Below are 22,688 nucleotides of genomic sequence, written 5' to 3' on the forward strand. Positions count from 1 at the left end.
GGCGTAAACTCAGCAAAGATTAAAATATTAAGTTTGTCATTGACTTCGTCGAATCTGCGATTTCCGTAGGAATCTCAACAAAGTATTTAAAAGAATAATTTAGATTCCTACGGAATGACAAAACACTGTTTTTATGTTAATGTTTCTTTTACACTGAATCTGCAGCCCGACTTGAGCGGAAATCCTTTTTTGCTTGTTCTCAAGTTCTATTTAGATTGAAATCGTCTGCAAAAAAGATTGGGAGCGGAAGGCGGATTAAGCTGCCCAAATAAATATCTTAATTTTAAAAGACATTCATTCTTGTATTAAGCGCTTTTCGGTATGCATCTGCAACGGGAATGAATTTTCCGTTGATCATAATTCCGCCGTCCTGAAGCGTGTCTATCTTGCCAACAGAAACAATATAAGACCTATGAACACGGATAAAATCATCTTTTGGCAAACGTTCTTCGGCCGTTTTCATCTTGCCGTGGATGGCGAACATTTTTTCTCTTGTGTAGAATTTTACATAATCGCCCATTGCTTCCGCATAAAAAATATCATCGAGCTTCAAACGCCTTGTGATATTAGAATCTCTCACGAATAGGAATTCATCTTTGGTGACTTCCACATCTTCTTTTCTGCTTTCGAGAATTGCCTGAGCTTTGCTGACTGCCTGTAAAAATCTCGCAGGCATCACGGGTTTCAGGATGTAATCTGCGATATTCAGTTCGAAAGCTTCAAGTGCGTAATCTTTATTGGATGAGGTGAAAATAATGATAATGTCTTTCCCAGAAAGGTTTTTAGTGAGTTCGATTCCGGTCATTTCCGGCATTTCGATATCCAAAAATATCAAATCTACCTGATTGTTCTGCAAATGATTGTAAGCTTCAATCGCGTTGGAATATTCACTGACAATTGTAAGATTGGGAATCTGCTTTGCCAAGTGTGCGAGTGTGGTTCTTGCGATATCGTTGTCATCAACAATCAGGGCTTTCATAGGGATAGTTTATTATGGTTGACACAAATATAATTAAAACTACTAAGATTTTTTTGCTTAATTTTTTTGATTCTATTGCGAAAGTTTTGAATGCCACGAATACACGAATAATATATTCTTTTAATGTAAATTAGTGTATTCGTGGCAACGTTTTTATCTGAAGTAAGAACGAATCATCCAGGCCATTTCTTCGTGTGTTTCTATCAGGCTTGTGATGAAGTCGCTGGAACCGTAATCTTTGTATTTTTCGGCAAAAGGCGTCACATTTCCTCTTAGAAAATCGATGATGCTTTCGTGGTCTTTTAATAAATCTTTCATATAACCCAAACCGTCATTGGTTCTGTCGCTGTATTCTGTGAGATGCGTCAATTCTAAATAAGCTTTCATAGTTGCAGGTGCGTAATGACCGATTTTTCTTAGACGTTCTGCAACGCTGTCAATCAATTCGTCCAACTGTTTGTACTGTTCTTCGAAGAAAATATGGTTGGCGTGGAAGTTGTCGCCGGTGACGTTCCAGTGTGCATTTCTGGTTTTGATGTAAAGTACAGTTTCGTCAGCTAAAAGTTTTGCCAATTGTTCTGCAACAGCTTCTGTGTTTTGCTCTGTAAGTCCGATGTTTGTTTTCATAATTTTAAGATTTAAGTTGTTCTTTTTTGATGATGTAAAGTTCGGTCGGAATGTCTTGGAATTAAGAGGTTTTTCGTTAAATAGGCAAAATGAGTCGTTGAGTGGGCTAAACTAAGTTTCATTAATATTTTAAACAAAAAATGAATTTATTAAACTAGTTAAATGTGCAGGATTTCTAACCACCATAAATTTGTCATATCAAAATTAAACAATCAACAAAATGGAAAATAGAATATTAGGACTGCACCACATTACAGCAATTGCAGACAACGCAAAAAGAAATTTAGATTTTTATACTCAGGTTTTAGGCGTAAGATTGGTAAAGAAAACCGTTAACTTTGACGATCCGGGAACTTATCATTTTTATTTCGGTAACGAGGAAGGAACTCCTGGAACAATTTTAACATTCTTTCCTTGGGAAGGAATTGGTAAGGGAACAAATGGTTCTGGCTTGGCAACACACATCGGTTATTCAGTTCCAAAAGGAAGTTTGGAATTCTGGAAAAACAGATTTCAGCAGTTTAATGTAAACTTTGAAGAAGGCGAAATTTTTGGTGAAAAACTGATTTCATTCAAAGACCCAGACGGACTTCAGCTACAGTTCATCGAATCTTCAAGACGTGATGACAGAAAAGTATGGACAACCGATGATATTAAAGATGAAAATGCTTTGAAAGGTTTTCATAATATCACTTTGACTTTGAAAAAAGCTGATCCGACAATCAAAGTTTTAACCGATATTTTTGGATACAATTTACAAAAAGAGGAAGATGAAAGATATCGTTTTGCAACTGATGCCATCGAAACGGCAAACCTTGTTGACATTATTGAAAACGATAAAATTCAGGCTGGAAGAAATGCAGCAGGAACCAATCATCACGTTGCTTTCCGAGTGAAAGATGATAAAGTTTTAATGGAATTCCGTGAAAAAGTTTTGTCTGCAGGATTGAATATCACGCCGAAAATCGACAGAGATTATTTCTATTCATTGTATTTCCGTGAACCGGGTGGCGTTTTATTTGAAATCGCAACAGATAATCCTGGCTTCACGGTTGATGAACCTTTGAATGAATTAGGAATCAATTTAAAACTTCCAAAACAACACGAACCTTTACGTGCAAGAATCGAAGAGGTATTACCGAAGTTATCATAAGTCATCACTTTTTTCTATTTAACAACCTAATTTAGCAAAAAGAAAAAATATTACAATGGAAAGAACAGAAGTAATTTTAGGAAATGTGAGAGGCGAAATTCAGCTTTTCTCAGACGATAAAAAAGCAGGGAAAATGGATATTTCGGTCATCAAAGATAAATTAACGGTTTATCATACAGAAGTTGATGAAGAATATGCCGGAAAAGGTTTTGCCAAATTATTATTAAATCAATTGGTTTCTTACGCCAGAGAAAACGATTTAAAAATTGTACCGCTGTGTCCGTATGTTCACGCACAATTCAAACGCAATCCCGAAGAATACAATGATGTTTGGTTTAAAGAAGAAGCATAAAATCTGAAGACCAAACACCAAACCATCAACAATCAACCAAATACCATCAACTACAATGTCACTTATCACAGGACTTCACCACGTCACCGCTATCACAGGCGATGCACAGGAAAATATAGATTTTTACACCGGAGTTTTGGGACTTCGATTAATTAAGAAAACCGTCAATTTCGATAATTCTGAAGTATATCATTTTTATTTCGGGGACGAATTCGGAACACCTGGAACGATTATAACGACTTTTCCTTACGGAAAAGGTTTGGCAAACGGAAGACACGGCAAAGGAATGCTTAACACAACGGCTTTTTCCATTTCGATGGCGGCTTTTGATTACTGGCTGGAACGTCTGGATAAATTTAATATTCCTTACAAACAGTCACAGCAAAGGTTTTCAGGTGAAGTCTTTATTTATCTGGAAGATTTTGACGGACTAGGTTTGGAGTTGGTTTTCAATGAAAAAGATGACAGAAAAGGGTATGATAACGGATTGATTCCGCGGGATTTTGCCATCAAAGGTTTTCATCACGTCGAGATTTGGGTTGATGCTTATGAAAGAACTGCTGCGCTTTTGACTACTCAAATGGACCATCAATTAATTGCTGAAAGCTCTGACAGATTCAGATTTGGAACGGAAGATAAACCCGGAAAATATGTCGATTTGCTTTGCGCTCCCAATTCTCTTAAAGGTTTGGCAGGAAGAGGAACGGTTCATCACGTTGCTTTTGCGACTCCCGATGCGCAGTCACAATTGGAGATGATTGAAAGACTGAATCAATTCGGTTTGCAGCATACGGAAGTTAAAGATAGAAAATATTTTACTTCCATTTATTTCAAAGAGCCGGGTGGTGTTTTGTTTGAAATCGCCACTTCAGGATCTGGCTTTGACATTGATGAAGAATTGGCTTCTCTTGGTGAAGATTTGATGCTGCCGGAACAGTTTGAAGAAAACAGAGGACACTTAATTGATATTCTTCCAAAAATTAATTATCCTACAGAAAAATTTAGATAAAAATGAGTCACACTTTAGATATAAAAACAGGCGGAAAATCATTGAATGAAGCAGAAAAAGTTTTAATAATGATTCACGGCAGAGGCGGAAGCGCTCAGGATATTCTGAGCTTATCCCAACATTTGAATGTAGAAGATTATGCTTTGCTCGCGCCACAGGCAACTAATGGAAGTTGGTATCCGTTATCCTTCATCGCTCCGGTTGAGCAAAATGAACCTTGGTTGTCCTCAGCCATTGAAACTGTTGGAAAAACCGTAAAAACGGCTTTGGATGCAGGCATTAAAGCTGAGAATATTTACTTTTTCGGATTTTCTCAAGGTGCGTGTTTGACTTTGGAATTTTTAGCGAGAAATGCTCAAAGATTTGGTGGAGCAGTGGCCATTATCGGTGGTGTGATTGGTGAAAAAATCAATCGTGAAAATTACAAAGGTGATTTCGCACAGACTCCGATTTTCCTGGGAACAAGCAATCCGGATTTCCACGTTCCTGTTGAAAGAGTCTATGCGACAGCCAATATTTTAAAGGAAATGAATGCTGATGTTACGGAAAAAGTTTATGCCAATTTCGGACATTCAATCAATCAGGAAGAAATTAAATTGGCGAATTCAATTGTTTTTAAATAATTCTTTGAACACAAAAGGTCACGAATATTTTCACAAATAAACACAATTTTATATTCAATAGAAACGGGCTTTAGCCCGTTTAATTAATTGAAATAATTCAATTGGCTTTAGCCAAAACTTAAAAGCAATGAAAATCACAAGAATATTCAGCGATGAAAACGGCGAATCTCACTTCGAAGACATCGAAATTCCGTTAATCAATCAAGGTGAAATCGGATTTTTGTCAGAAGATATTAATGTTAAGAAACTTCAATTCAGAAAGGTTTCTGCTGATTATGATTACGATTTTCATCACGCTCCGCAAAAGCAATATATTGTTTTGTTGGATGGCGGTGTTGAGATTAAAACTTCGCTTGGTGAAATCAGACAATTTCAAACCGGAGAAATTCTTTTGGTTGAAGATATTTCTGGAAAAGGTCACAAAACCAAGAACCTCAAAAAGAAAATGCGAACATCATTGTTCATCCATTTATAAATTAAAAAAATGAAAACTTTAAACTTTTTAGTGATTGGGAAAAATCAGGAAATTCTTGATACCTTGAAAAGAATTATCGAAAATAATGTAGGCTGGAAGGCAGAAATCAAGAGCGATGAAACGGTCTGCTATGATTATATTAAAGAAAATCAGGTTGATATTGTTTTGTTAAGTTCTGGCTTAGAAGAAAAATTTGAAAACGATATCAAAGTTTTTTGCGAAAATCTGGACAAAAATGTGAAGGTGATTGACCATTACGGCGGCGGAAGTGGGCTTTTGAAGAACGAAGTTTACGCACTTTTCCCTAATTTGCAGCCGTAAACTTAATTTATGTTTGAAAATATCATCAAGAACGTTACGCGTTTTATCAGCCTGAGCAGCGAAGAAGAGAAAATATTCACCGATTTATTGGTTTGTGAAACCATTCCCAAGAAAACAATTTTGTTGCGGGAAGGTGAAGTTTGCCAATTTGAAGGCTTCATTCACAAAGGCTGTCTGAGGGCTTACTACCTTGATGATAATGGTTTTGAGGTCACGATTTTGTTTGCCATCGAAGATTGGTGGATTAGTGATATAGCGTCTTTTCAGGAACAGAAACCTTCGAATTTGTATATTGAAACGATTGAAGATTCAGAGATTTTTATGCTGAACCCGACCACCAAAGAAAAGCTGTTGCAGGAAATCCCGAAATTCGAAAGGGTTTTCAGAATGTTGGTTCAGCGAAATCTGTTTACCCTTCAAAACCGTCTGGTGAATACCATTTCCAAAAGCGCATCAGACCGATATCTGGAATTTATAAAAGTATATCCTACGATTCCACAGCGCGTTGCGCAATATTACATCGCTTCTTATCTCGGAGTTTCAAAGGAATTTGTGAGTACAATCCGAAAACGCCTTGCGAATAAAGGAAAATAATAAAACTAAAAATGTCAAATATGAAATTATTTGGCATTTTTTTTTGCTCAAATCAAATTTATTAAACTAGTTAAATGCGCAGCAATTTCCATCGCCATAAATTTGTCATATCAATAATGAATAAACAACTAACAGATATGGACAGAAAAGATTTTTTAAAGAAAGGATTACTCGGAACAGGAATGTTTGTAGCAACTGCTTCATTGGGAAATACAATGAAAAATGAGATTGACGAAATCGAGCCACTGGAACCGATTGGATACAATCATTTACCAAACACCGATTCAAAAATTAAAGACAATTCTGTGATTCACAAAGCGGATTCCAGAGGGAAAGCCGACCACGGCTGGTTGGTCAGCAATCATACGTTTAGTTTTGCGAATTATCATAATCCGGAGAGAATGCATTTTGGTGTTCTCAGAGTTTTGAATGACGATAAAGTAGAGGCGGGAAGAGGTTTCGGAACGCATCCGCACGACAATATGGAAATCATCAGCATTCCGTTGGAAGGAGATTTGGAGCACAAAGACAGTATGGGAAATTCGGCGATTATTAAGAGTGGAGACATTCAGGTGATGAGTGCAGGAACCGGAATTATGCACAGCGAATTCAATAAAAATAATGACAGTTTGGTGAAGTTTCTACAAATTTGGGTGTATCCAAACAAAAGAAATGTGACTCCACGATATGACCAGATTACTTTAGAAAAATCAAAAGGGCAGAATCAATTCCAGCAGATTCTTTCTCCGAATGCGGATGACGAAGGTGTTTGGATTCATCAGGATGCGTGGTTTCACTTAGGAAACTTCGAAAATAATGTTGAAATCAACTATAAAATCAGGAAAAAAGGGAACGGTGTATATGCTTTTATTTTAAAAGGAAGCGCAGAAATCGAAGGACAGAAAGTGGAAACGAGAGATGGTTTTGGAGTTTGGGATATTTCAGATTTGAAGATCAAATCGACTTCAGAAAATACGGAGATTTTGTTGATGGAAGTTCCGATGATGATGTAACTATAGTTTAGATTATTATGAATAATATAGTAAAAAATACCTTAAACAAATCATTCTTAATTACAGGATTAGTTTTCTCAACTTTAACTTTTTCTCAAACGGCAATTGCAAACTCTTCAATTCCGACAACAAATGGGACATCAAAAATTTGGGTTCTGTGGATGGAATTTCGATCGATGGTTGGGATTCTCTTCTGTAGAAGCTCAACTATAAGTTGCCTGTGTTTTCGAATACATAGATAACGACATCCTAAGCTGCTTCCTGGCAAGTGAGCTCCAGCATTAAAATTCCATTTCTAATCGCGTTGGTAATACTCACTGCGATTTGTCTGTAGATTGGGATTTTTAGTTTTTTTTCAATAATTACAATTCGGTCAAAAGGAATCATATGGACTACTATCTATGTTGAAACTGGATTATAAGGATAGTCCTTTTGTAATATAAATTTGCAACATTAAGCAAAATCAAATAAAAATGAATTTTACAATTAAAAAAGCAAATCTCGAAAATTTGGATGCAGCTGCAGAACTCTTCAATCTTTATCGGATTTTACAGTTATACAAATTGTACCATTATGTTAAGCTAGCAAAACAGTGGCTTTTGAGTGATCTGTTTGTACATCCTGATTACAGAGGAAAAGGATTCTCAGTGGCTTTTATAGAACGTGCTAAACAATGGTGTGATGAAACAGAAGCTTGTGGATTAATGCTTGAAACCGAAAAAACAAACGATATAGGAAATAAACTATATCCTCGTTGTGGATTTGAATATGATGGGTTACACAACTATTATTACTGGTGGAAATAAATTATAAGATTATTAGGACATTAGAAAGAATATTAAGTTAGAAGATATTCTGTTGTAATTGATATTCTAAAATTAAAAATAATGAATTTATTTGATCTTTCAACTTAGGATAAATTTCGAGATGCCGGATGCTAAGTTGTTAGATAAATATTATGACAGGCTGCTCTCTGCTTTTCCAATTGAATTTCCCACAATCGAACTTAAATATGATATATCACTCGCAGAGGCTAAGGATTACGTTTTTACTTTGGCGAAATTCAAATTAATACAACAGCTTGAAAAAGATTTTATGGTTTTACAAAACAAAATGAGGGTGTAATTCTGTTCAAACTTCGGGGAGGCTTACAGTGATAGGCACAACATGCATATGGCCCAAAATAATCCATCTATAACTTTTAGTCATTAAAATTGATAGCGAATTAATTTTATCCCGTTGGTATATAAAATTGGTTTTCCAATAAGGAAAACCAATTATAAGATCTGTCTGTTACACTATTGAATCTCGATCATCCTAGGAGGTTGTTTTTTGCTTCCTCCTTTCTGTCATACACTTTGGCAGAGTTTGAAAAACTGAAGTATATATTTCAGCTTTATTATGATTTCCTCTATAAATACTAACTTGTTATTTTCAACGACTGAATGCGTCCATTAGATAATTGAAAATAATATTTCAAAATAATTGGGCTGCCCGGAAATGATCCTGAAGTTTTAGCCGATAGAATATTTTCTTTTTCATTATAATCAATCGGTTCCATTGTGGCTTTATAATCTTTATTGGATTTGTCAATCCATTGTTCTATTTCTTTTCTTCCGTTATGGGTTTTGCCTTCATCAAAAACTACGGCTGTTTCTGCAAAACATTGTGCATAAGCAGCACTATCAAAATTATTCTGTGTTTTAACTAACTCGCTGATTACATTTGGTAAGTTCATATTTTCTATTTTTTTAATGATTATTAAATGGTTGGTACTGTTCCGCCATCGATTACATATTCTGTTCCTGTTAAATAACTAGCTCTTGGTGAAACCAGAAAGCCTACAAATTCGGCAACTTCGGCAGGTTCAGCAGGTCTTCCGAAAGGAATTCCTCCCAATGCATCCATTACGCCCTGTTGCGCTTCTTCTACAGTACTGTTCGAATTTCTTGCAATTTCGCCCAGCCATGCTTCCGATGCTGTTGTATTGATCCATCCTGGAGAAACCGCCAATACACGAATACCTTTAGGAGTAACTTCGTTTGATAAGCTTTTGCTGTAGTTTCTCAGTGCTGCTTTTGCAGCTGCGTAAGGCAAAGTAGAATCATATAGAGGCAGTTTACCTTGGATAGAAGCGATGTGAATAATAACACCTGCTTTTCGCTCGATCATTTGCGGTAAAAATCCCCTGTCCAGCCGAACCGGAGCCAAAAGATTAGCCTGTAGTGTTGATTCCCAATCTTCATCATTAAGCGCGGCAAACCCGCCTGCCGGAGTAGATGATCCCCCGAGGTTGTTAACCAGAATATCCAGTCTTCCGTAGTCCGAAAGCACTTCGCTGATTACTTTTTGGGTGCCTTCTGCTGTACTCAGATCTGCTGAAATGAAATGCAGATTACTGTTTTCTTGTTCAGGGGCATTTCTTGCGGTAATAATAACCGTTGCGCCAGCTTGTAGCAGTCTGTCTGCAATGGCTTTTCCTGCTCCTTTTGTACCTCCTGTTACCAATGCAATTTTGCCTGACAACTCATTGTTGTAATTAAATTGTTCCATTTTTTAGATTTGTTTTATAGGACAAAATTGGGGTATAAAAACAGTTCATACAAGTACGGAATTACGATTCATATAGGGATAAATTATTCCCCTATTGCAAAAATCGGAACATACGCTTACTTTTACATTATGTATGAGAGAAAAATAATTCCGAATCTGAATTGTGGTCTTGACCTGATCGGTGAAGTGCTGTACGGCAAATGGAAAATCCGTCTTCTTTGGTTTATCAATCAGGGAAATAAAAGACCAAGCGAATTGCAGCGTAAAATTCCGGATGCATCGCGAAGAGTTTTAAATATTCAGCTAAAAGAGTTGGAAGACCACGAGTTGGTCACGAAGAAAATTTACCCTGTTGTACCTCCAAAAGTAGAATATAGCTTAACTGAGTTTGGTGAAAGTTTGATTCCTGTTGTCGGTGCTTTGGGACAGTGGGGAGATCAACACGAAGAGCGATTAAGAGATTTAATTATTAAAAGATATCAGGCATCTGGCAATAATGCGGAAGAATAAAGTTATGTTTTAAGCTCAAGAAATAAATTGACATCAAAGAAATCTATTTTACAATTATATCTTAGTAAGCTTATTGACTAAATAACTGATTATCTGTGCAACGCTTTCGGCAGCGAGAACAAAATCGTTTTTAACCCAAATTTTAATGCATCAAGTATCTGATATTATGATTGTAAAAAAATGCTAAAACTTAAGTGCAAGCTCTTTTTCGTAAGCAATAATTTACATATTTTTGTGTGACAATGACTTCAAAATTAGCAGATTACAGACGTAAGAAAGGACTGAGCCAGCAACAGCTTGCAGATTTTTCTGGCGTGAGCGCAAGAACTATACAACGCATCGAAAGCGGAAAGGTTGAAGCACATCCCGCAACATTGAAGATGCTCGCAGATGCACTTGAAATAGACACTGAAGAGTTAACAATAGATCAACAGTTACCACAAACCACGGAGATAAAAAGCCTGGATAAAATAAAACCAGTTTTTCACATGTTGGCACTTATCGGGCTTTTTCTTCCTGTTTTCAATATTATTCTTCCAGTAATTTTTTGGTTCATTAAAAAAGATGAATCCCAGGCTTACGACCAGGAAGGTAAGTTGGTAGTTAATTTTCAGATCTCAATGTCTCTTCTTTTTATACCGGCAGTTGTACTCATGATTTTCGTGTTTTTTATTGGATTTCCATTGGTGCTAATCATCTATTTTTATGCTTTTGTCATGTGCATCATCAATATTTTCAGAAGCATTAATAAAAGAGTAAGTTCCTATCCTTTGACCTATCGATTTTTGCGATAAACCCCTTGAAAGTCTTTTCCAGTAACAAATGGCGTAAACTTGTCGTGAAAGTGTCCTGAGGATTTATAGCAATTTGCCGCTAAATTTGTCACAAATATTTTCCTAATGAAAAAACTTTTCACCGTATTATTCTTAATCTGGATATTACCTTTAATTGCTCAAAAAAAAATCAAGATCAGACACCTTGATGGCAAAACGATCGATACTCAGATTCTCCAACAACGTTTATCACATTTGGTGGATAGTGCAAAGATTGCCGGTCTGCAGATTGCCATTGTCAACCACAACAAAATAGTCTATTCATCTAGTTTCGGTTATAAGGATATTGAAAGCAAAAAGAAGCTGAATGACAGTACAATAATGTACGCAGCCTCACTCACCAAACCAGTGAGTGCATATATTTTTATCCGATTTGTAGACAAAGGTATATTCAGCCTCGATCAACCAGTTTATAAGTATCTTAAAAAACCGATAGGAGAGTACCCGAAATGGAAAGACCTGGCAGACGATCCTGAATCTTTCAATCAGATTACACCCAGAATGCTTTTAAGTCATAGTTCCGGACTGCCGGTTCTTCGGCACTTGTATGGTAATAAAGTCAATCTCATTGCCAAGCCCGGTGAAAAGTTCTATTATTCCAATGAAGGGATTAATCTATTGGGATTTATAATAGAGGAATATACAGGAAAGAAACTTGAAGATATTGCAAGGGAAGAAGTTTTTGAACCACTCAGGATGAGATATACAAGCATGATCTGGGAAGATAGATTTGAAACCAATTTTTCCAATGCCTACTTCAAAGATGGCAAAAAATATGGTTCTGAAAGGCGAGAAAGCAGCAGAGCGGCCGGATCAATGTCTACTACTGCCAATGATTATGCCAATTTTATGATCAACCTGATGAAAAAGAAGGGCATAACCAGTAAAAGTTATCTTGAGATGCTTAAACCGCAAATTAAAGTCAAGAGTAAGAGGGGGTTCGGACCATTGAAAGATAGTATGACTATAGATAATGATGCTATTAACCTTGCGTGGGGGTTGGGAGTAGGAATTTTTGATTCACCTTTTGTTAGAGCCTTTTTCCATACAGGTCATGGTGAAGCCAATCAGAATTATGCTGTTGCTTTTCCGGAAAGTGGAACGGCTGTAATCATCCTAAGCAATAGTGAGAATTTTGAAAAAAATAATGCACAGATTTTAAAGCTCTGTATCGGGGATACTTATTCACCATTAAAATGGCTGGGACATCTGGATCCGAATCCGAAGTAGAAGTGATTCATCATAGATTTTTATTACTATTGATCCATGTTTTGGCAGGCATTATCCACTCATCTAATGCCTTGAACAGAAAACCGTGTTCCAGACCTGTGTTGAGGGTAATTTCTTTAAAAGATTTTAAACCAGAATTTTTAAATCTATGTTGACTTGATAATGGTTCAGCGCCGACATCGGTTTTTTCATTAATCGATAAAATCTTACCGTAGAGCCTGAACTTTCGATCTTTATTCATCGAATCATTTTTAAAGCTTGAGCCAATAAAAACAAATTTCAAATCTGGATTTTTGGCATAATAGGAGATATATTGAGCTATATAACCTCCTTGAGATGTTCCAACAATTGAAATATGGGCATAAGGAACTCCATAGCTATGTAAGCTGTCAATTTTAATGATTATCTTTTTTGCATACATCTTAGGATCAGTGCCGGGTTTTCTTTTTTCAGATAATATGACAGAATTTGTGGATTGAAGTTTTTCTAAAATAGCTGTATATGCCGCTGGTCCGTATTTAGGATGAGATGCATTTAACGGATGCTCTTCCAAAAATTTATTATGCAAAAAAAATACATACTTTGTTTGAGTACTATTTTGAGCATTAATAGCAAGTGGAAGAAATAACAGATAAAGAATTATTAACCTAAGAAACATATAATTTGAACTTAATTTTAATTTAGAGACAACATCAGATTTATTGTTCCGTATCTACAAGATGCTTTTTTGAGGCTGTCAACGCATACACCATAGGGATTTTGTCTCCCAGATGAGCAATTCTGAACTTACCAGGTTCAAATTCAATTGAATTATTGAAATTATTGTATGGCGAATAATCAAATTCTTCAATGGAGTTTATTTCTAAACCATTTTGCATCAAACTACCTATTACTTCAGCTAGGCCGTGGTTCCAGCCAATTGATTTGACTTCAAATTCCGCATTTTTATCTGCATAAGTTCCTTTTTCAGTTTCTATAATGGCTCCGGAATTAAAATATCTGTATTCAATCTTTTTAAACGTCGAATCAAACATCCAGACAACTGGATGAAATTCTACAAAAACAAATCTACCGCCGGGTTTCAGGAATTTCGAAATGATCTTTGCCCACCGATCCAGATCCGGAAGCCAGCCGATGGTCCCATAACTGGTAAAGACAATATCAAACTGACGATCCAGATGATTGGACAGATCATAAACATCGCTGCAGATAAAAGTTGTTGAAACATTACTCTGTTTTGCCAGTTCCCGTGCACGATCTATTGCTACATCCGAAAGGTCAACGCCGACTACGTCCGCTCCCAGGCGACTTAAAGAGATACTGTCCTGTCCAAAATGGCATTGTAAATGCAATACAGATTTACCTGTTAAATCTCCAAGTAAATTAAGCTCTATATCTTTTAAAGAACTTTTCCCCTTCAAAAAAGCATCCAGATTATAAAAGTCAGAATTGATGTGAGCTTCTGTTCTGGTATTCCAAGATTCCCTGTTTATTTCCAAATAGTTGTCTTCTGAATTCATATTATTTATTTACTGAGGTGAATTGATTTTTTGCCATTCTTCGTAGCTGAGTACACCAAGTTCTGGCTGACTTTTGCCGTTCAGAATATGGATAAACTCCAGTTGGTTTCCGTCTGGATCGTTAAAATAAAGGGCAAGTGCAGGCATTCATGCAAAAACCATTGGTTCATTGCTGCCATTTTTAAGGAAATTATAGGCTTTTAATCCGTTTTTCTCTAAAAATGTATTTGCATCTTTTAAAATAAAATCTTTGGAACAGCTGAATGCAAAATGTCTTGTCTGGAGATTAACCTGTTGTTCCCAAAGTCCGAGCATTGCCTCTTTAGTTTCTCCGATCCAAAGAAACGCAATTGGCCTGGTTTCATCATAGTGTGCAAACTCAAGTCCCAATATTTGAGTATAGAATTGAACTGCGTTTTCCAAGTTGCTTACTTGAATGTGTGTCTCATATAATCCTTCAATCATTTTTTATAATTTATTTTTAATAATTATAGTATTGTGATAATGACGGCAATTTCATCTTACCATATGAATAATCGGATAATCTTTACCAGAGCCATCTTTTTCTGATCTTCCTGCTTTTCTGAACCCTAAATTTTCGTAAAATCCAACGGCCAGATAATTTTGCTCATTGACGTCAACCTTTTTTATGCCTTTCGTCTCATCCATAAATTGAATTAAACCCTTTCCATAACCTTTACCACGGTAGTCATTGTGAACAAACAGCATTTCTAAGCTTCCTTCTGATACTGATGCAAATGCTACCGGTTGGTTTTGCAGTATAAAAAGGTATACTTCGAGATTGGGCAGATAATCTTTTGGGATTACTTCTTTGAAATAAATGAAATCTTCTTCGGCAAGAAAGCCGTGAGTAGCTTTAACCGCAGATTCCCAAATTTCCATAATTCTTGGATAATCTTCTAGGGTTGCGAGCCTGATTTGTGTTGACATAATTCTAAAAAATAATAGCTATAAATATATTAAATATTCAGTGATGGTTTTCCTGATGCTATTGTATAAGCCTCTTTCATTACCTCGGAATAGGTTGGGTGGGCATAACTCATTGTAGCCATATCATTCGCGGTTACTTCATATTCCAGTCCTACAACAGCCTGTGCAATCAAATCTGCAGCCCGTGCGCCGATAATATGCACTCCTAAAAGTTCGCCATATTTAGGGTCGGAAAGAACCTTTACAAAACCTTCCGTTTCCATTCCCGCTCGGGCTCGGGCATTCACGGCAAACGGAAATTTACCGATATTATATTCCACTCCCTGTTTCTTTAATTGCTCCTCGGTGGCGCCTACAGAAGCCACTTCCGGCCAGGTGTACACTACCGAAGGGATACGGTCATAATTGATATGAGGTTTCTGACCATTGATTCTTTCCACTACAAATACTGCTTCTTCCTCTGCTTTGTGAGCCAGCATTGCGCCACCAACGACATCTCCAATCGCATAAATGTTTGGAGCTGTTGTCTGAAGCAATTCATTGACCTTCACCGTAGCATTGCTATTCAATTCCACAGTAGTATTTTCCAAGCCCAGACCGGCTACGTAAGGTTTTCTGCCGACAGCCACCAGAATATAATCAGCGGTTAGCTCTTGTTCTTCTCCTTGCTTATTTTTGAAATACACCTTAGCGGTGTTGCCAAGATTTTCAGCTTTGTAAACGGCTTGCTGAAGTTTGATTTCCACACCTTCTTTAGTTAATATCTTCGATAAGGCTTTTCCTAATTCACTATCCATCGTAGCAATAAGATTATCAGCGTATTCTAAGATAGTTACTTTGGTTCCGATCCTGTTGAATATGGAAGCCATTTCCACACCGATTACGCCGCCGCCAATAATTATGATGCTCTCTGGCTTTTCCTTCAATTCCAAAGCTTCGGTAGAAGTGATGATCCTCTTTTTGTCGATAGTAATGCCCGGAATTGTGGACGGTTTCGATCCTGTAGCAATAATAAACTTATCTGAATTAATAACAGTTTCAGTATGATCATCGTGTACAATTTTCAAAGTTTCATTATTAACAAAAGAACCTGAGCCGTGGAAAACCGTAATCTTATTTTTTCTCATCAGGAAATCCAGACCTTGTGTGTTTTTGGTCACTACTTCGCTTTTTCGCTTAAAAAGCTGTTCAACATTCAACCTGAGATTCGAATATTCAATGCCGTGTGCCTCGAAACTGCTGAGTGCATCTGAATAATGATGGGTGCTGTCCAGCAACGCTTTGGTAGGAATGCAACCTACATTGGTACAAGTGCCGCCCAAAGTATTATACTTTTCAATAATGGCCGTTTTATATCCTAACTGAGCGCTTCTGATAGCAGCTACATATCCGCCGGGACCTGACCCTATTACGGTAATATCAAATGTTTCCATTGTATTGTTTAAATATTTTAATTGTCAAAAAAATAAACCGATCGGTCTTTTTACAAGCAAAAAAATTATGCTTTCAAATTTCTGATCATTTTCTCTAAAAAAGACATCGCTATATTAAGCTCTTTCATATGGTTGTTGACCTTTGCCTGCATAAACGCACCTTCGATCATCGAGATCATTACTACTGCAATTTCGGTCGGATTGGTATCTGCTTTTATTTCATTTCTATTTATCCCGCGTTTGATTTGATTTTCGATAGATGTTTTCCAAAAGTCCAGGACTTTTTGTACACGTTTCTGGAGTGCCGGATGAGTATCATCAGCTTCAGTAGCAGTATTTAAAATTGGGCAGCCTGCATGTAAATACGGATATCTGAAATAGTTTTTGTACGTGTGGGGATAAACCAGCAATCTTTCGATAGAATTTTCAGTTGCTAAAATACGTTCTTTCATATGCTGTGTTACCTTGCCAAAATTGTAGTCGAATACGCTTAAAGCAATCTCATCCTTATTCTCAAAATTACCATAGATACAACCTTTTGAAAGTCCGGTGGCGCTCATTACATCATTTATGGATGTACCTGCGTAACCTTTCACGTTAAAAACGGTCGAAGTTTTTTCGATGATCAGCTGCTTGGTATTTTCGGATTTTTGAGTTTTCATTAGCAATAATTCTTATCCGTGACAAAGTTAAATAAAAAATAGAACAATCGGTCTTTTTTTATTGAATAAATAAACAGGTTACAAGTTTGGACGTGCAAATGAATTTTTTTCTTTATTCTACGTTCTATAAATAATTATATTTGATTTGAAATATCCAGTAGTATGAAAACAATAATATTATTTTGCTTATTTATCGGAAGTCATTTTCAGGCTCAAACACATAGGTATATTTATGAATTACAATTAAAAATGGACTCTACTGAAAATGAGCATCAGAAATTTTATATGATACTGGATATCAATAAAAACGAAACCAAATTCTATGGAAGAAATCTTTTGATCGCGGATTCTTTAAATAAAAAATTTGGCAACATGGATAATAAGCATGTTGATATGACCGGTCAGATTGTCAAAAGAAATAACGGTTATTATGAAAACGAAAATTTCATTAATATCAAATTCGGCTATTATTCTTATAAAACGACTGATATCATCAATTGGAAAATTGAAAATGAAACCAAAAAATATAATGATTATAATCTTCAGAAGGCGACAGCTTATTTTGGAGGACGGCATTGGATTGCTTGGTTCAATAAGGATATTCCTTTTAATGAAGGACCTTATAAATTTCGTGGGTTACCGGGTTTAATTTTTGAAATTCAGGATGATAAGAGCAACTTTATCTATAAGCTTGTTAAAAATCAGAACTTTTCAGAAAATTTTGCAACAGATGATTTTCTGGAATCGAATTTTGGAAATAAGGCTGTTGTTATCAATGAAAAACAAAAGAAAAAATTATTGATGGATTTTTACAACGATCCTTTTTCTTTTGAAAGAACCAATTTGAAAAATAGCTCTAATCTGAATATTAATATAGGAGGTAAACAGATCAGCAATATCGAAGAACTGAATGCCCAGGTAAAGAACCTGCAGACCATTATAAGAAAATATAATAATCCTATTGAAGTTGATAAAGCCATAAGATATAATTAATTACTTGATAATCATCTTTTTATAATTTTATTAATGAGATTTGTAATTATGATGAAATGCTGATCTCGCTAATACATGAAATGATCCATAAATTGTTTGAAATGTTTAACTAAGTAAATTTTATCAATGCCCACACCACAAGAAATTCAAAAGGTTTTTTCTCCATTCTATAACGCTGAAACCAATATCTGGGAGCGCTTTTCGGAAAAAATAATGGTCAGAGAATTTCAGAAAAATGAGGTCATAAAAGGCTATCAGGGCGTAGAAAAATATTTGAATATTGTAGCCAAAGGTTCTGTAGGTTTATTCGTTTGGAACGGAAAAAAGACATCTGCATCAACTTGTTGTATGAAAACAGTTTTATGAGCGATTATTTTTCTTTCCTCAAACAGCAACCTTCAGGCATTAAAACACAAGCATTAGAAGAATGTATATTATGGTCGATCAGCTATCCAGACCTCAATGAACTCTATTCCCGGAATGAGACAGGATTAAGGATTGGTAAAGCAATCCCCGAAATATTGTTCCTGCGAAAACAACAGGATCAGATCAATCTTCTGACACTGAGTCCGGAGGAATGTTATCTCAACCTCATCAATCAGCGTCCTGAAATTTTCCAGCGTACACCTCTCAAAATTATCGCTTCTTACCTGGGATTAACTGCGGAAAGTCTTATCCGCCTCATAAAAAGAGTTACCGGGAAGTAAAACTTACCCATCGTCAAGTGGATTTATATTTCATATAATTAATTTTGGATGATCTAATTCAAAAAAACATGAAAGAAAGAAAGAAAGAAAGAAAGAAAGAAAGAAAGAAAGAAAGAAAGAAAGAAAGAAAGAAAGAAAGAAAACGACTTGGGAGCATTGTCGTTTTTTATGCTATTGCCATTCTGTTTCGCTTTTTGGCGGTGAAAACCCATCTGTTTGATTTTACCGACAACGAATTTATAAAAATTTCACTCCGAGGGATTGGCCCCGCTATCGGTGCTTTTGTTTAGTTTAAATTGTTTAATGTTCCCTTAAAGTTTTCCCTGAAAGGAAATTACCGAAACTTATTTCTGCCTTTGTTTGTTTTCTGCATTGTTCCGGTCGTTCTCATTGGAAAAGTCAGCTATATTCAACAGGGACAATTTCCTTTTATGCTTCTTTTCACAGTTTTGGTGTATGGTTTATTGGAAGAGATCGGTTGGCGTGGATTTTTACAGGAACAATTGAAAAATCTGCCGAAACTTCAAAGCATCATCATTATCACTGTTTTATGGTTTATCTGGCATCTGAATTTTGAATTCACAGATTCCAATATGATTTTTCTTGGTGTCTTGTTTTTAGGTACGTGGGGAATCGGCAAAGTATATAATAATACCTATTCATTACTGGCTGTAGCCGGATTTCATTCGCGGAATAATTTTTTCAGAAATGGTCTTCATCAGACGGAATTGATCTTAATTGTCATCTTATTGGTGATTTGGATTATATATTTATGATTTTCTATAATTCTCTCGAAAAGACAGGGAAATAAATACTTCTGTTTTAATAACGACACATTTATAAGTAAATATCAACCGAAAAATAAGAGGATTTTACAATTAATTAATAGATAAACAATGATACATCTATCAAAACAAGGAAATTACATTATTAAACCGGTATTAATAATTATAATATGGATAAGTTCAACGCTAAACTTCTTTGGGCAGACAAAGGAATCTGACCAGAAATATCCGGTAGATAGTTTACGTCAATGGACATCGGGATTAATGGATGAAATCAGCAAAAAACATCCCGGATTCTACAGATATACGGATAAGGAAGAATTTGGATTTTTGATTGATTCCACTCGACAGAGCATTCAGGATTCTTTGACCCAGCTGCAATATTATAGGAAGCTGAAACCTTTATTTGCTAAGATCGGGTGCCTCCACACTGGAATTGAGCTGCCGGAAAAATATAAGGCTTATCTTTACACCAACGCAGTTGACCTGAATAAAAACTTCGGCCACGGCACAATACCAGATCACGAAACAGCAATTACATTCGAAAATTGGATTAGTAAGCAAGATGTGGAATTAAATTATACAATTGAATTAATAAATAAAAAGTAACTGAATTTAGATCAAGCAAATACGTACACACTCAAACCGATATTATAAGATCATAAAAAATCAAAAATGTAATAATCCTGAAGTGACGATTGTCTTAATTATAAAATTCATTCCATATGTTTATAAAGAACATTATTAATTATAATTGTTTAAATAGCTTTATGAAAGTACATAAAGTAATTCTCATTCTATTGAATTTTCTGCTTGCGCCATTAGCCCAGGCTCAACAAACATTATGGGCCAGCCAACAGGATAAGGAAGGCATATACAGCATTCAGGATAGCGTGATGATCCGGACAAGAGATGAAGCGGAGATTTCTGTAATGGTTGTACGTAAAAAGAACGACAATGTTTCCCGACCTGCCGTATTACAGTTTACAATCTATGTACGTGATAAAGGACGCGATATGCAATCGCTTAAAGAAGCTGCAGACAGAGGGTATGTTGGTGTTATGGCTTATACAAGAGGGAAGCGCTTCAGCCAGTCCGAGATCTATCCTTATGAAACCGATGGAAAAGATGCTTATGATGTTATTGACTGGATCAGCAAACAGCCGTGGTGCAATGGTAAAATAGGAATGTACGGAGGAAGCTACAATGGCTTTACACAGTGGGCGGCAGCTAAAAATCTTCATCCTGCACTGAAAACAATTGTCCCTTATGTTGCCAACCGCCCAGGAATGGGACTTCCTATGGAAAATAACATTTTTATCAATCCTAATTATGAATGGTCTTTCTACATAGGAAACAATAAATATCTGGATAACAAAACGGGAGATGACCGAAAAAGATTCCGGGATATGATGTTCAAATGGTGGGAAACCGGAGTTGCCTATCATAAAATGGATAGTATTGATGGAACACCAAACCGACTTTTTCAGCGTTGGATAAGTCATCCTGCCTTTGATTCTTATTGGCAAGATATGGCTCCATATAAGGAAGATTTTGCCAGAATTAATATTCCTGTCTTAGCATTTGATGGTTACTATAATGATTCCCAAAATTCAGGAATTTATTATCTGCGTGAGCTCAATAAATACAGCCCTAAGACACCAGCTTATCTGGTGATCGGTCCTTATGGTCATTTTGGAACACAGATGGGAGGGCAGGAAGTGATTAACGGATATGCAGTGAGTAAAAATGCTTTGTTCCCGATCAAAGATTACACCTATCAATGGCTGGATTATATTTTGAAAGGTGCTGGAAAACCAGCTTTTCTGAAAGATAAAATCAATTATCAGGTTATGGGAACAGATGAATGGCGAAGTGCAGCTTCACTGGAGGCTATGCATAACAGTTACTTGAAATTTTATCTAAGTTCTTCTAAAGTCAGTGAGAAGGAGTATTTGTTGAGCCCAAATAAACCCGAACCCAATAAATATTTGGTTCAAAAAGTAGATTTTGCAGACCGTACAATTAGCAATAATGATTATTATCCCGATCCCATTATTAGGGAAAGTTTAGCTGGTAACGGTTATGTTTTTATAAGTGAACCTTTGGATGCTATGTTGGTGAACGGATCATTTCTCGGAAATATAAAACTGAGCATTAACAAAAAAGACGTAGATCTTGGACTAACTCTTTACGAACTCACTCCCGAAGGAAAATATTTTCATATTTCCTACTATATCGGTCGTGCAAGCTATGCCAAAGACATTACTAAAAGACAATTGCTGACCCCTGGCAAAAAAGAAACCGTCACATTTGAAAATACACATCTAGTTAGTAAACAACTGCAGAAAGGAAGCCAGCTAGTCATTGTACTGAATGTCAATAAAAACGCTTTTTCAGAACTGAACTACGGAAGCGGAAAATTAGTAACCACCGAAACCATTGCCGATGCAAAAGAACCTTTGATCATCCAGTGGTTTAACGATAGTTTTGTTGAGATTCCTGTTTTGAAATGAGAAAACATACTGTAAGTTGATTGAGAAAATTTACTTGTATAAAGAAAAAAAATAGATTTTTTTCGTATTATTCTATTAATAGGCTAATATTAGTTTTATATAATTAAAAAGGCCTTAGAAATTTCTAAGGCCTTTTTAATTATATAAAAGTTAACTTTTATTTGTCGATAGAACCCATAACTTTTTGAGCAAATGAATTCAATGCGTCCTTTTCGCTCATTCCGTTATTGACATTAGCGTGAACTTCTAAGGCTCCGCAAATGTTCGTAATGAGTTCGCCGGCAACATTCATATCTTCTTCAGAAACATTTCGGAACTCGCAGAAGCTTTCTAAAACTTCCAAAGTCGTCTCCAGATTTTCTGGTGTTTGATTCTGATAAAACTGCCTTATGATTGGTAATTTCATTTTAATAAATTTAGAAATTCTATAAGATTTAGAGATTAAGAAATTTCTTAATTTTTAATCTTTTAATTCGCTGAAAAGATTGTTAAGACTTTCAGCCTGATTGGTCTGAACCTGATTTTTCAAAGTACCACCTTCAAACGCTGCAAAAGTCGGTAGATTATCAACTGTTGCTAATTTTCTACTTTCAGGCAACTTTTCTGCATCCACATAATAGAAAGGGATATCTTCGTTTTCCGCAGCCAGTTTTTTGAACTTTGGCTTCATAATTCTGCAGTTCCCACACCAAGTCGCGCCGTATTGAACCATTACTTTGTCATTCTCCTGAATGATTTGCTGTAATGTATCTCCAGTAAGTTCTATGTACATAATTTTAAAAATTTAGCAATGTAACAGTATATCAATTGACCAATTATTCGGTTCATTGTTAAACTGTTACATTCTTT

The 22,688-nt window shown here is 35.9% G+C and carries 32 protein-coding genes; 19 read left to right on the plus strand and 13 right to left on the minus strand.

What is annotated here, in order from left to right; translation table 11 throughout:
- Window positions 1–283 precede the first annotated feature (283 nt).
- Window positions 284–979 carry a LytR/AlgR family response regulator transcription factor gene (locus BUR19_RS05865; protein WP_074233945.1) on the minus strand — a complete coding sequence of 232 codons (696 nt, stop codon included), beginning with the start codon at window positions 977–979 and terminating at the stop codon, window positions 284–286.
- A 153-nt stretch (window positions 980–1,132) separates the two neighbouring features.
- Entirely contained in the window at window positions 1,133–1,606 is a 474-nt protein-coding gene (locus BUR19_RS05870) for a Dps family protein (RefSeq protein ID WP_074233946.1), read from the minus strand.
- 220 nt (window positions 1,607–1,826) lie between these two features.
- Here BUR19_RS05870 and BUR19_RS05875 point away from each other — a divergent pair, with 220 nt between their 5' ends.
- The 9 genes from BUR19_RS05875 (at window position 1,827) to BUR19_RS05915 (ending at window position 7,952) form a co-directional block, all read left to right on the plus strand.
- Window positions 1,827–2,759 (plus strand): ring-cleaving dioxygenase, encoded by a 933-nt coding sequence (locus BUR19_RS05875; RefSeq protein ID WP_074233947.1) that lies wholly within the window; start codon window positions 1,827–1,829, stop codon window positions 2,757–2,759.
- A gap of 55 nt (window positions 2,760–2,814) precedes the next feature.
- On the plus strand, window positions 2,815–3,111 hold the full coding sequence (locus BUR19_RS05880; protein ID WP_074233948.1) for a GNAT family N-acetyltransferase: 297 nt from the start codon (window positions 2,815–2,817) through the stop codon (window positions 3,109–3,111).
- A gap of 55 nt (window positions 3,112–3,166) precedes the next feature.
- The gene (locus tag BUR19_RS05885) at window positions 3,167–4,120 is read left to right on the plus strand and encodes a VOC family protein (RefSeq protein ID WP_074233949.1); all 954 of its coding nucleotides are present in this window, start codon (window positions 3,167–3,169) and stop codon (window positions 4,118–4,120) included.
- 2 nt (window positions 4,121–4,122) lie between these two features.
- Complete coding sequence (locus tag BUR19_RS05890; RefSeq protein WP_074233950.1) at window positions 4,123–4,743, plus strand: alpha/beta hydrolase; 621 nt, start codon at window positions 4,123–4,125, stop codon at window positions 4,741–4,743.
- A 127-nt stretch (window positions 4,744–4,870) separates the two neighbouring features.
- Window positions 4,871–5,218 carry a cupin domain-containing protein gene (locus BUR19_RS05895; RefSeq protein WP_074233951.1) on the plus strand — a complete coding sequence of 116 codons (348 nt, stop codon included), beginning with the start codon at window positions 4,871–4,873 and terminating at the stop codon, window positions 5,216–5,218.
- 9 nt (window positions 5,219–5,227) lie between these two features.
- Window positions 5,228–5,539: a hypothetical protein gene (locus BUR19_RS05900; RefSeq protein WP_074233952.1), complete on the plus strand. Its 312-nt coding sequence runs from the start codon at window positions 5,228–5,230 to the stop codon at window positions 5,537–5,539.
- 9 nt (window positions 5,540–5,548) lie between these two features.
- Window positions 5,549–6,133, plus strand: a complete 585-nt coding sequence (locus BUR19_RS05905) for a Crp/Fnr family transcriptional regulator (protein ID WP_074233953.1) — start codon at window positions 5,549–5,551, stop codon at window positions 6,131–6,133.
- Window positions 6,134–6,249: 116 nt separating this feature from the next.
- A complete protein-coding gene (locus BUR19_RS05910; RefSeq protein WP_245799026.1) occupies window positions 6,250–7,146 on the plus strand; it encodes a pirin family protein in 897 nt (298 codons plus the stop codon).
- Between the two features lie 473 nt (window positions 7,147–7,619).
- The gene (locus BUR19_RS05915; protein ID WP_074233954.1) at window positions 7,620–7,952 is read left to right on the plus strand and encodes a GNAT family N-acetyltransferase; all 333 of its coding nucleotides are present in this window, start codon (window positions 7,620–7,622) and stop codon (window positions 7,950–7,952) included.
- A 614-nt stretch (window positions 7,953–8,566) separates the two neighbouring features.
- Here the strand turns inward: BUR19_RS05915 and BUR19_RS05925 are convergent.
- Together BUR19_RS05925 and BUR19_RS05930 are read right to left on the minus strand one after the other, a co-directional pair.
- Entirely contained in the window at window positions 8,567–8,884 is a 318-nt protein-coding gene (locus BUR19_RS05925) for a hypothetical protein (protein ID WP_074233956.1), read from the minus strand.
- 23 nt (window positions 8,885–8,907) lie between these two features.
- Window positions 8,908–9,699 (minus strand): SDR family oxidoreductase, encoded by a 792-nt coding sequence (locus BUR19_RS05930; RefSeq protein WP_074233957.1) that lies wholly within the window; start codon window positions 9,697–9,699, stop codon window positions 8,908–8,910.
- Between the two features lie 27 nt (window positions 9,700–9,726).
- Here BUR19_RS05930 and BUR19_RS05935 point away from each other — a divergent pair, with 27 nt between their 5' ends.
- The 3 genes from BUR19_RS05935 to BUR19_RS05945 all read left to right on the plus strand — a co-directional run bounded on the left by BUR19_RS05935 (window position 9,727) and on the right by BUR19_RS05945 (window position 12,272).
- Window positions 9,727–10,209, plus strand: a complete 483-nt coding sequence (locus BUR19_RS05935; protein WP_245799027.1) for a winged helix-turn-helix transcriptional regulator — start codon at window positions 9,727–9,729, stop codon at window positions 10,207–10,209.
- 242 nt (window positions 10,210–10,451) lie between these two features.
- Window positions 10,452–11,003: a helix-turn-helix domain-containing protein gene (locus tag BUR19_RS05940; RefSeq protein WP_074233958.1), complete on the plus strand. Its 552-nt coding sequence runs from the start codon at window positions 10,452–10,454 to the stop codon at window positions 11,001–11,003.
- Window positions 11,004–11,108: 105 nt separating this feature from the next.
- A complete protein-coding gene (locus BUR19_RS05945; protein ID WP_074233959.1) occupies window positions 11,109–12,272 on the plus strand; it encodes a serine hydrolase domain-containing protein in 1,164 nt (387 codons plus the stop codon).
- 10 nt (window positions 12,273–12,282) lie between these two features.
- On the opposite strand, the gene BUR19_RS05950 is transcribed toward BUR19_RS05945, so the two are convergent.
- From BUR19_RS05950 to BUR19_RS05975, 7 genes are all read right to left on the minus strand, one after another.
- The gene (locus BUR19_RS05950; protein WP_074233960.1) at window positions 12,283–12,930 is read right to left on the minus strand and encodes a hypothetical protein; all 648 of its coding nucleotides are present in this window, start codon (window positions 12,928–12,930) and stop codon (window positions 12,283–12,285) included.
- A 40-nt stretch (window positions 12,931–12,970) separates the two neighbouring features.
- Window positions 12,971–13,792: a class I SAM-dependent methyltransferase gene (locus BUR19_RS05955; protein WP_074233961.1), complete on the minus strand. Its 822-nt coding sequence runs from the start codon at window positions 13,790–13,792 to the stop codon at window positions 12,971–12,973.
- Window positions 13,793–13,801: 9 nt separating this feature from the next.
- A complete protein-coding gene (locus tag BUR19_RS19120) occupies window positions 13,802–13,939 on the minus strand; it encodes a hypothetical protein (protein WP_245799028.1) in 138 nt (45 codons plus the stop codon).
- Window positions 13,940–14,257, minus strand: a complete 318-nt coding sequence (locus BUR19_RS05960) for a VOC family protein (RefSeq protein ID WP_245799029.1) — start codon at window positions 14,255–14,257, stop codon at window positions 13,940–13,942.
- A gap of 51 nt (window positions 14,258–14,308) precedes the next feature.
- Entirely contained in the window at window positions 14,309–14,743 is a 435-nt protein-coding gene (locus BUR19_RS05965) for a GNAT family N-acetyltransferase (protein WP_074233962.1), read from the minus strand.
- Between the two features lie 29 nt (window positions 14,744–14,772).
- Window positions 14,773–16,176 (minus strand): dihydrolipoyl dehydrogenase, encoded by a 1,404-nt coding sequence (gene lpdA / locus BUR19_RS05970; protein ID WP_074233963.1) that lies wholly within the window; start codon window positions 16,174–16,176, stop codon window positions 14,773–14,775.
- 65 nt (window positions 16,177–16,241) lie between these two features.
- Window positions 16,242–16,838, minus strand: a complete 597-nt coding sequence (locus tag BUR19_RS05975; protein WP_074233964.1) for a TetR/AcrR family transcriptional regulator — start codon at window positions 16,836–16,838, stop codon at window positions 16,242–16,244.
- Window positions 16,839–17,000: 162 nt separating this feature from the next.
- On the opposite strand from BUR19_RS05975, the gene BUR19_RS05980 reads away from it, so the two are divergent.
- The 7 genes from BUR19_RS05980 (at window position 17,001) to BUR19_RS06005 (ending at window position 21,839) form a co-directional block, all read left to right on the plus strand.
- Window positions 17,001–17,831 (plus strand): GLPGLI family protein, encoded by an 831-nt coding sequence (locus tag BUR19_RS05980; protein ID WP_074233965.1) that lies wholly within the window; start codon window positions 17,001–17,003, stop codon window positions 17,829–17,831.
- Window positions 17,832–17,957: 126 nt separating this feature from the next.
- Window positions 17,958–18,197, plus strand: coding sequence for a hypothetical protein (locus tag BUR19_RS19045; RefSeq protein ID WP_221407769.1), 240 nt, complete (start codon window positions 17,958–17,960; stop codon window positions 18,195–18,197).
- Window positions 18,194–18,538, plus strand: a complete 345-nt coding sequence (locus BUR19_RS19050) for a cyclic nucleotide-binding domain-containing protein (RefSeq protein ID WP_221407770.1) — start codon at window positions 18,194–18,196, stop codon at window positions 18,536–18,538. Before BUR19_RS19045 ends, BUR19_RS19050 begins: the two co-directional genes overlap by 4 nt.
- A gap of 68 nt (window positions 18,539–18,606) precedes the next feature.
- Entirely contained in the window at window positions 18,607–18,828 is a 222-nt protein-coding gene (locus BUR19_RS05990; RefSeq protein ID WP_074233966.1) for a hypothetical protein, read from the plus strand.
- A 66-nt stretch (window positions 18,829–18,894) separates the two neighbouring features.
- On the plus strand, window positions 18,895–19,314 hold the full coding sequence (locus tag BUR19_RS05995) for a CPBP family intramembrane glutamic endopeptidase (RefSeq protein ID WP_175565873.1): 420 nt from the start codon (window positions 18,895–18,897) through the stop codon (window positions 19,312–19,314).
- Window positions 19,315–19,434: 120 nt separating this feature from the next.
- On the plus strand, window positions 19,435–19,932 hold the full coding sequence (locus BUR19_RS06000; RefSeq protein WP_074233968.1) for a hypothetical protein: 498 nt from the start codon (window positions 19,435–19,437) through the stop codon (window positions 19,930–19,932).
- A 161-nt stretch (window positions 19,933–20,093) separates the two neighbouring features.
- Window positions 20,094–21,839 carry a CocE/NonD family hydrolase gene (locus BUR19_RS06005; protein ID WP_074233969.1) on the plus strand — a complete coding sequence of 582 codons (1,746 nt, stop codon included), beginning with the start codon at window positions 20,094–20,096 and terminating at the stop codon, window positions 21,837–21,839.
- A gap of 157 nt (window positions 21,840–21,996) precedes the next feature.
- Here BUR19_RS06005 and BUR19_RS06010 read toward each other — a convergent pair whose 3' ends face one another.
- Together BUR19_RS06010 and BUR19_RS06015 are read right to left on the minus strand one after the other, a co-directional pair.
- Complete coding sequence (locus BUR19_RS06010) at window positions 21,997–22,245, minus strand: DUF6952 family protein (protein WP_074233970.1); 249 nt, start codon at window positions 22,243–22,245, stop codon at window positions 21,997–21,999.
- Window positions 22,246–22,299: 54 nt separating this feature from the next.
- Window positions 22,300–22,611, minus strand: coding sequence for a thioredoxin family protein (locus BUR19_RS06015; protein WP_074233971.1), 312 nt, complete (start codon window positions 22,609–22,611; stop codon window positions 22,300–22,302).
- Window positions 22,612–22,688: the final 77 nt, after the last annotated feature.

The organism is Epilithonimonas zeae (genome assembly GCF_900141765.1).
GTDB lineage: Bacteria > Bacteroidota > Bacteroidia > Flavobacteriales > Weeksellaceae > Epilithonimonas > Epilithonimonas zeae.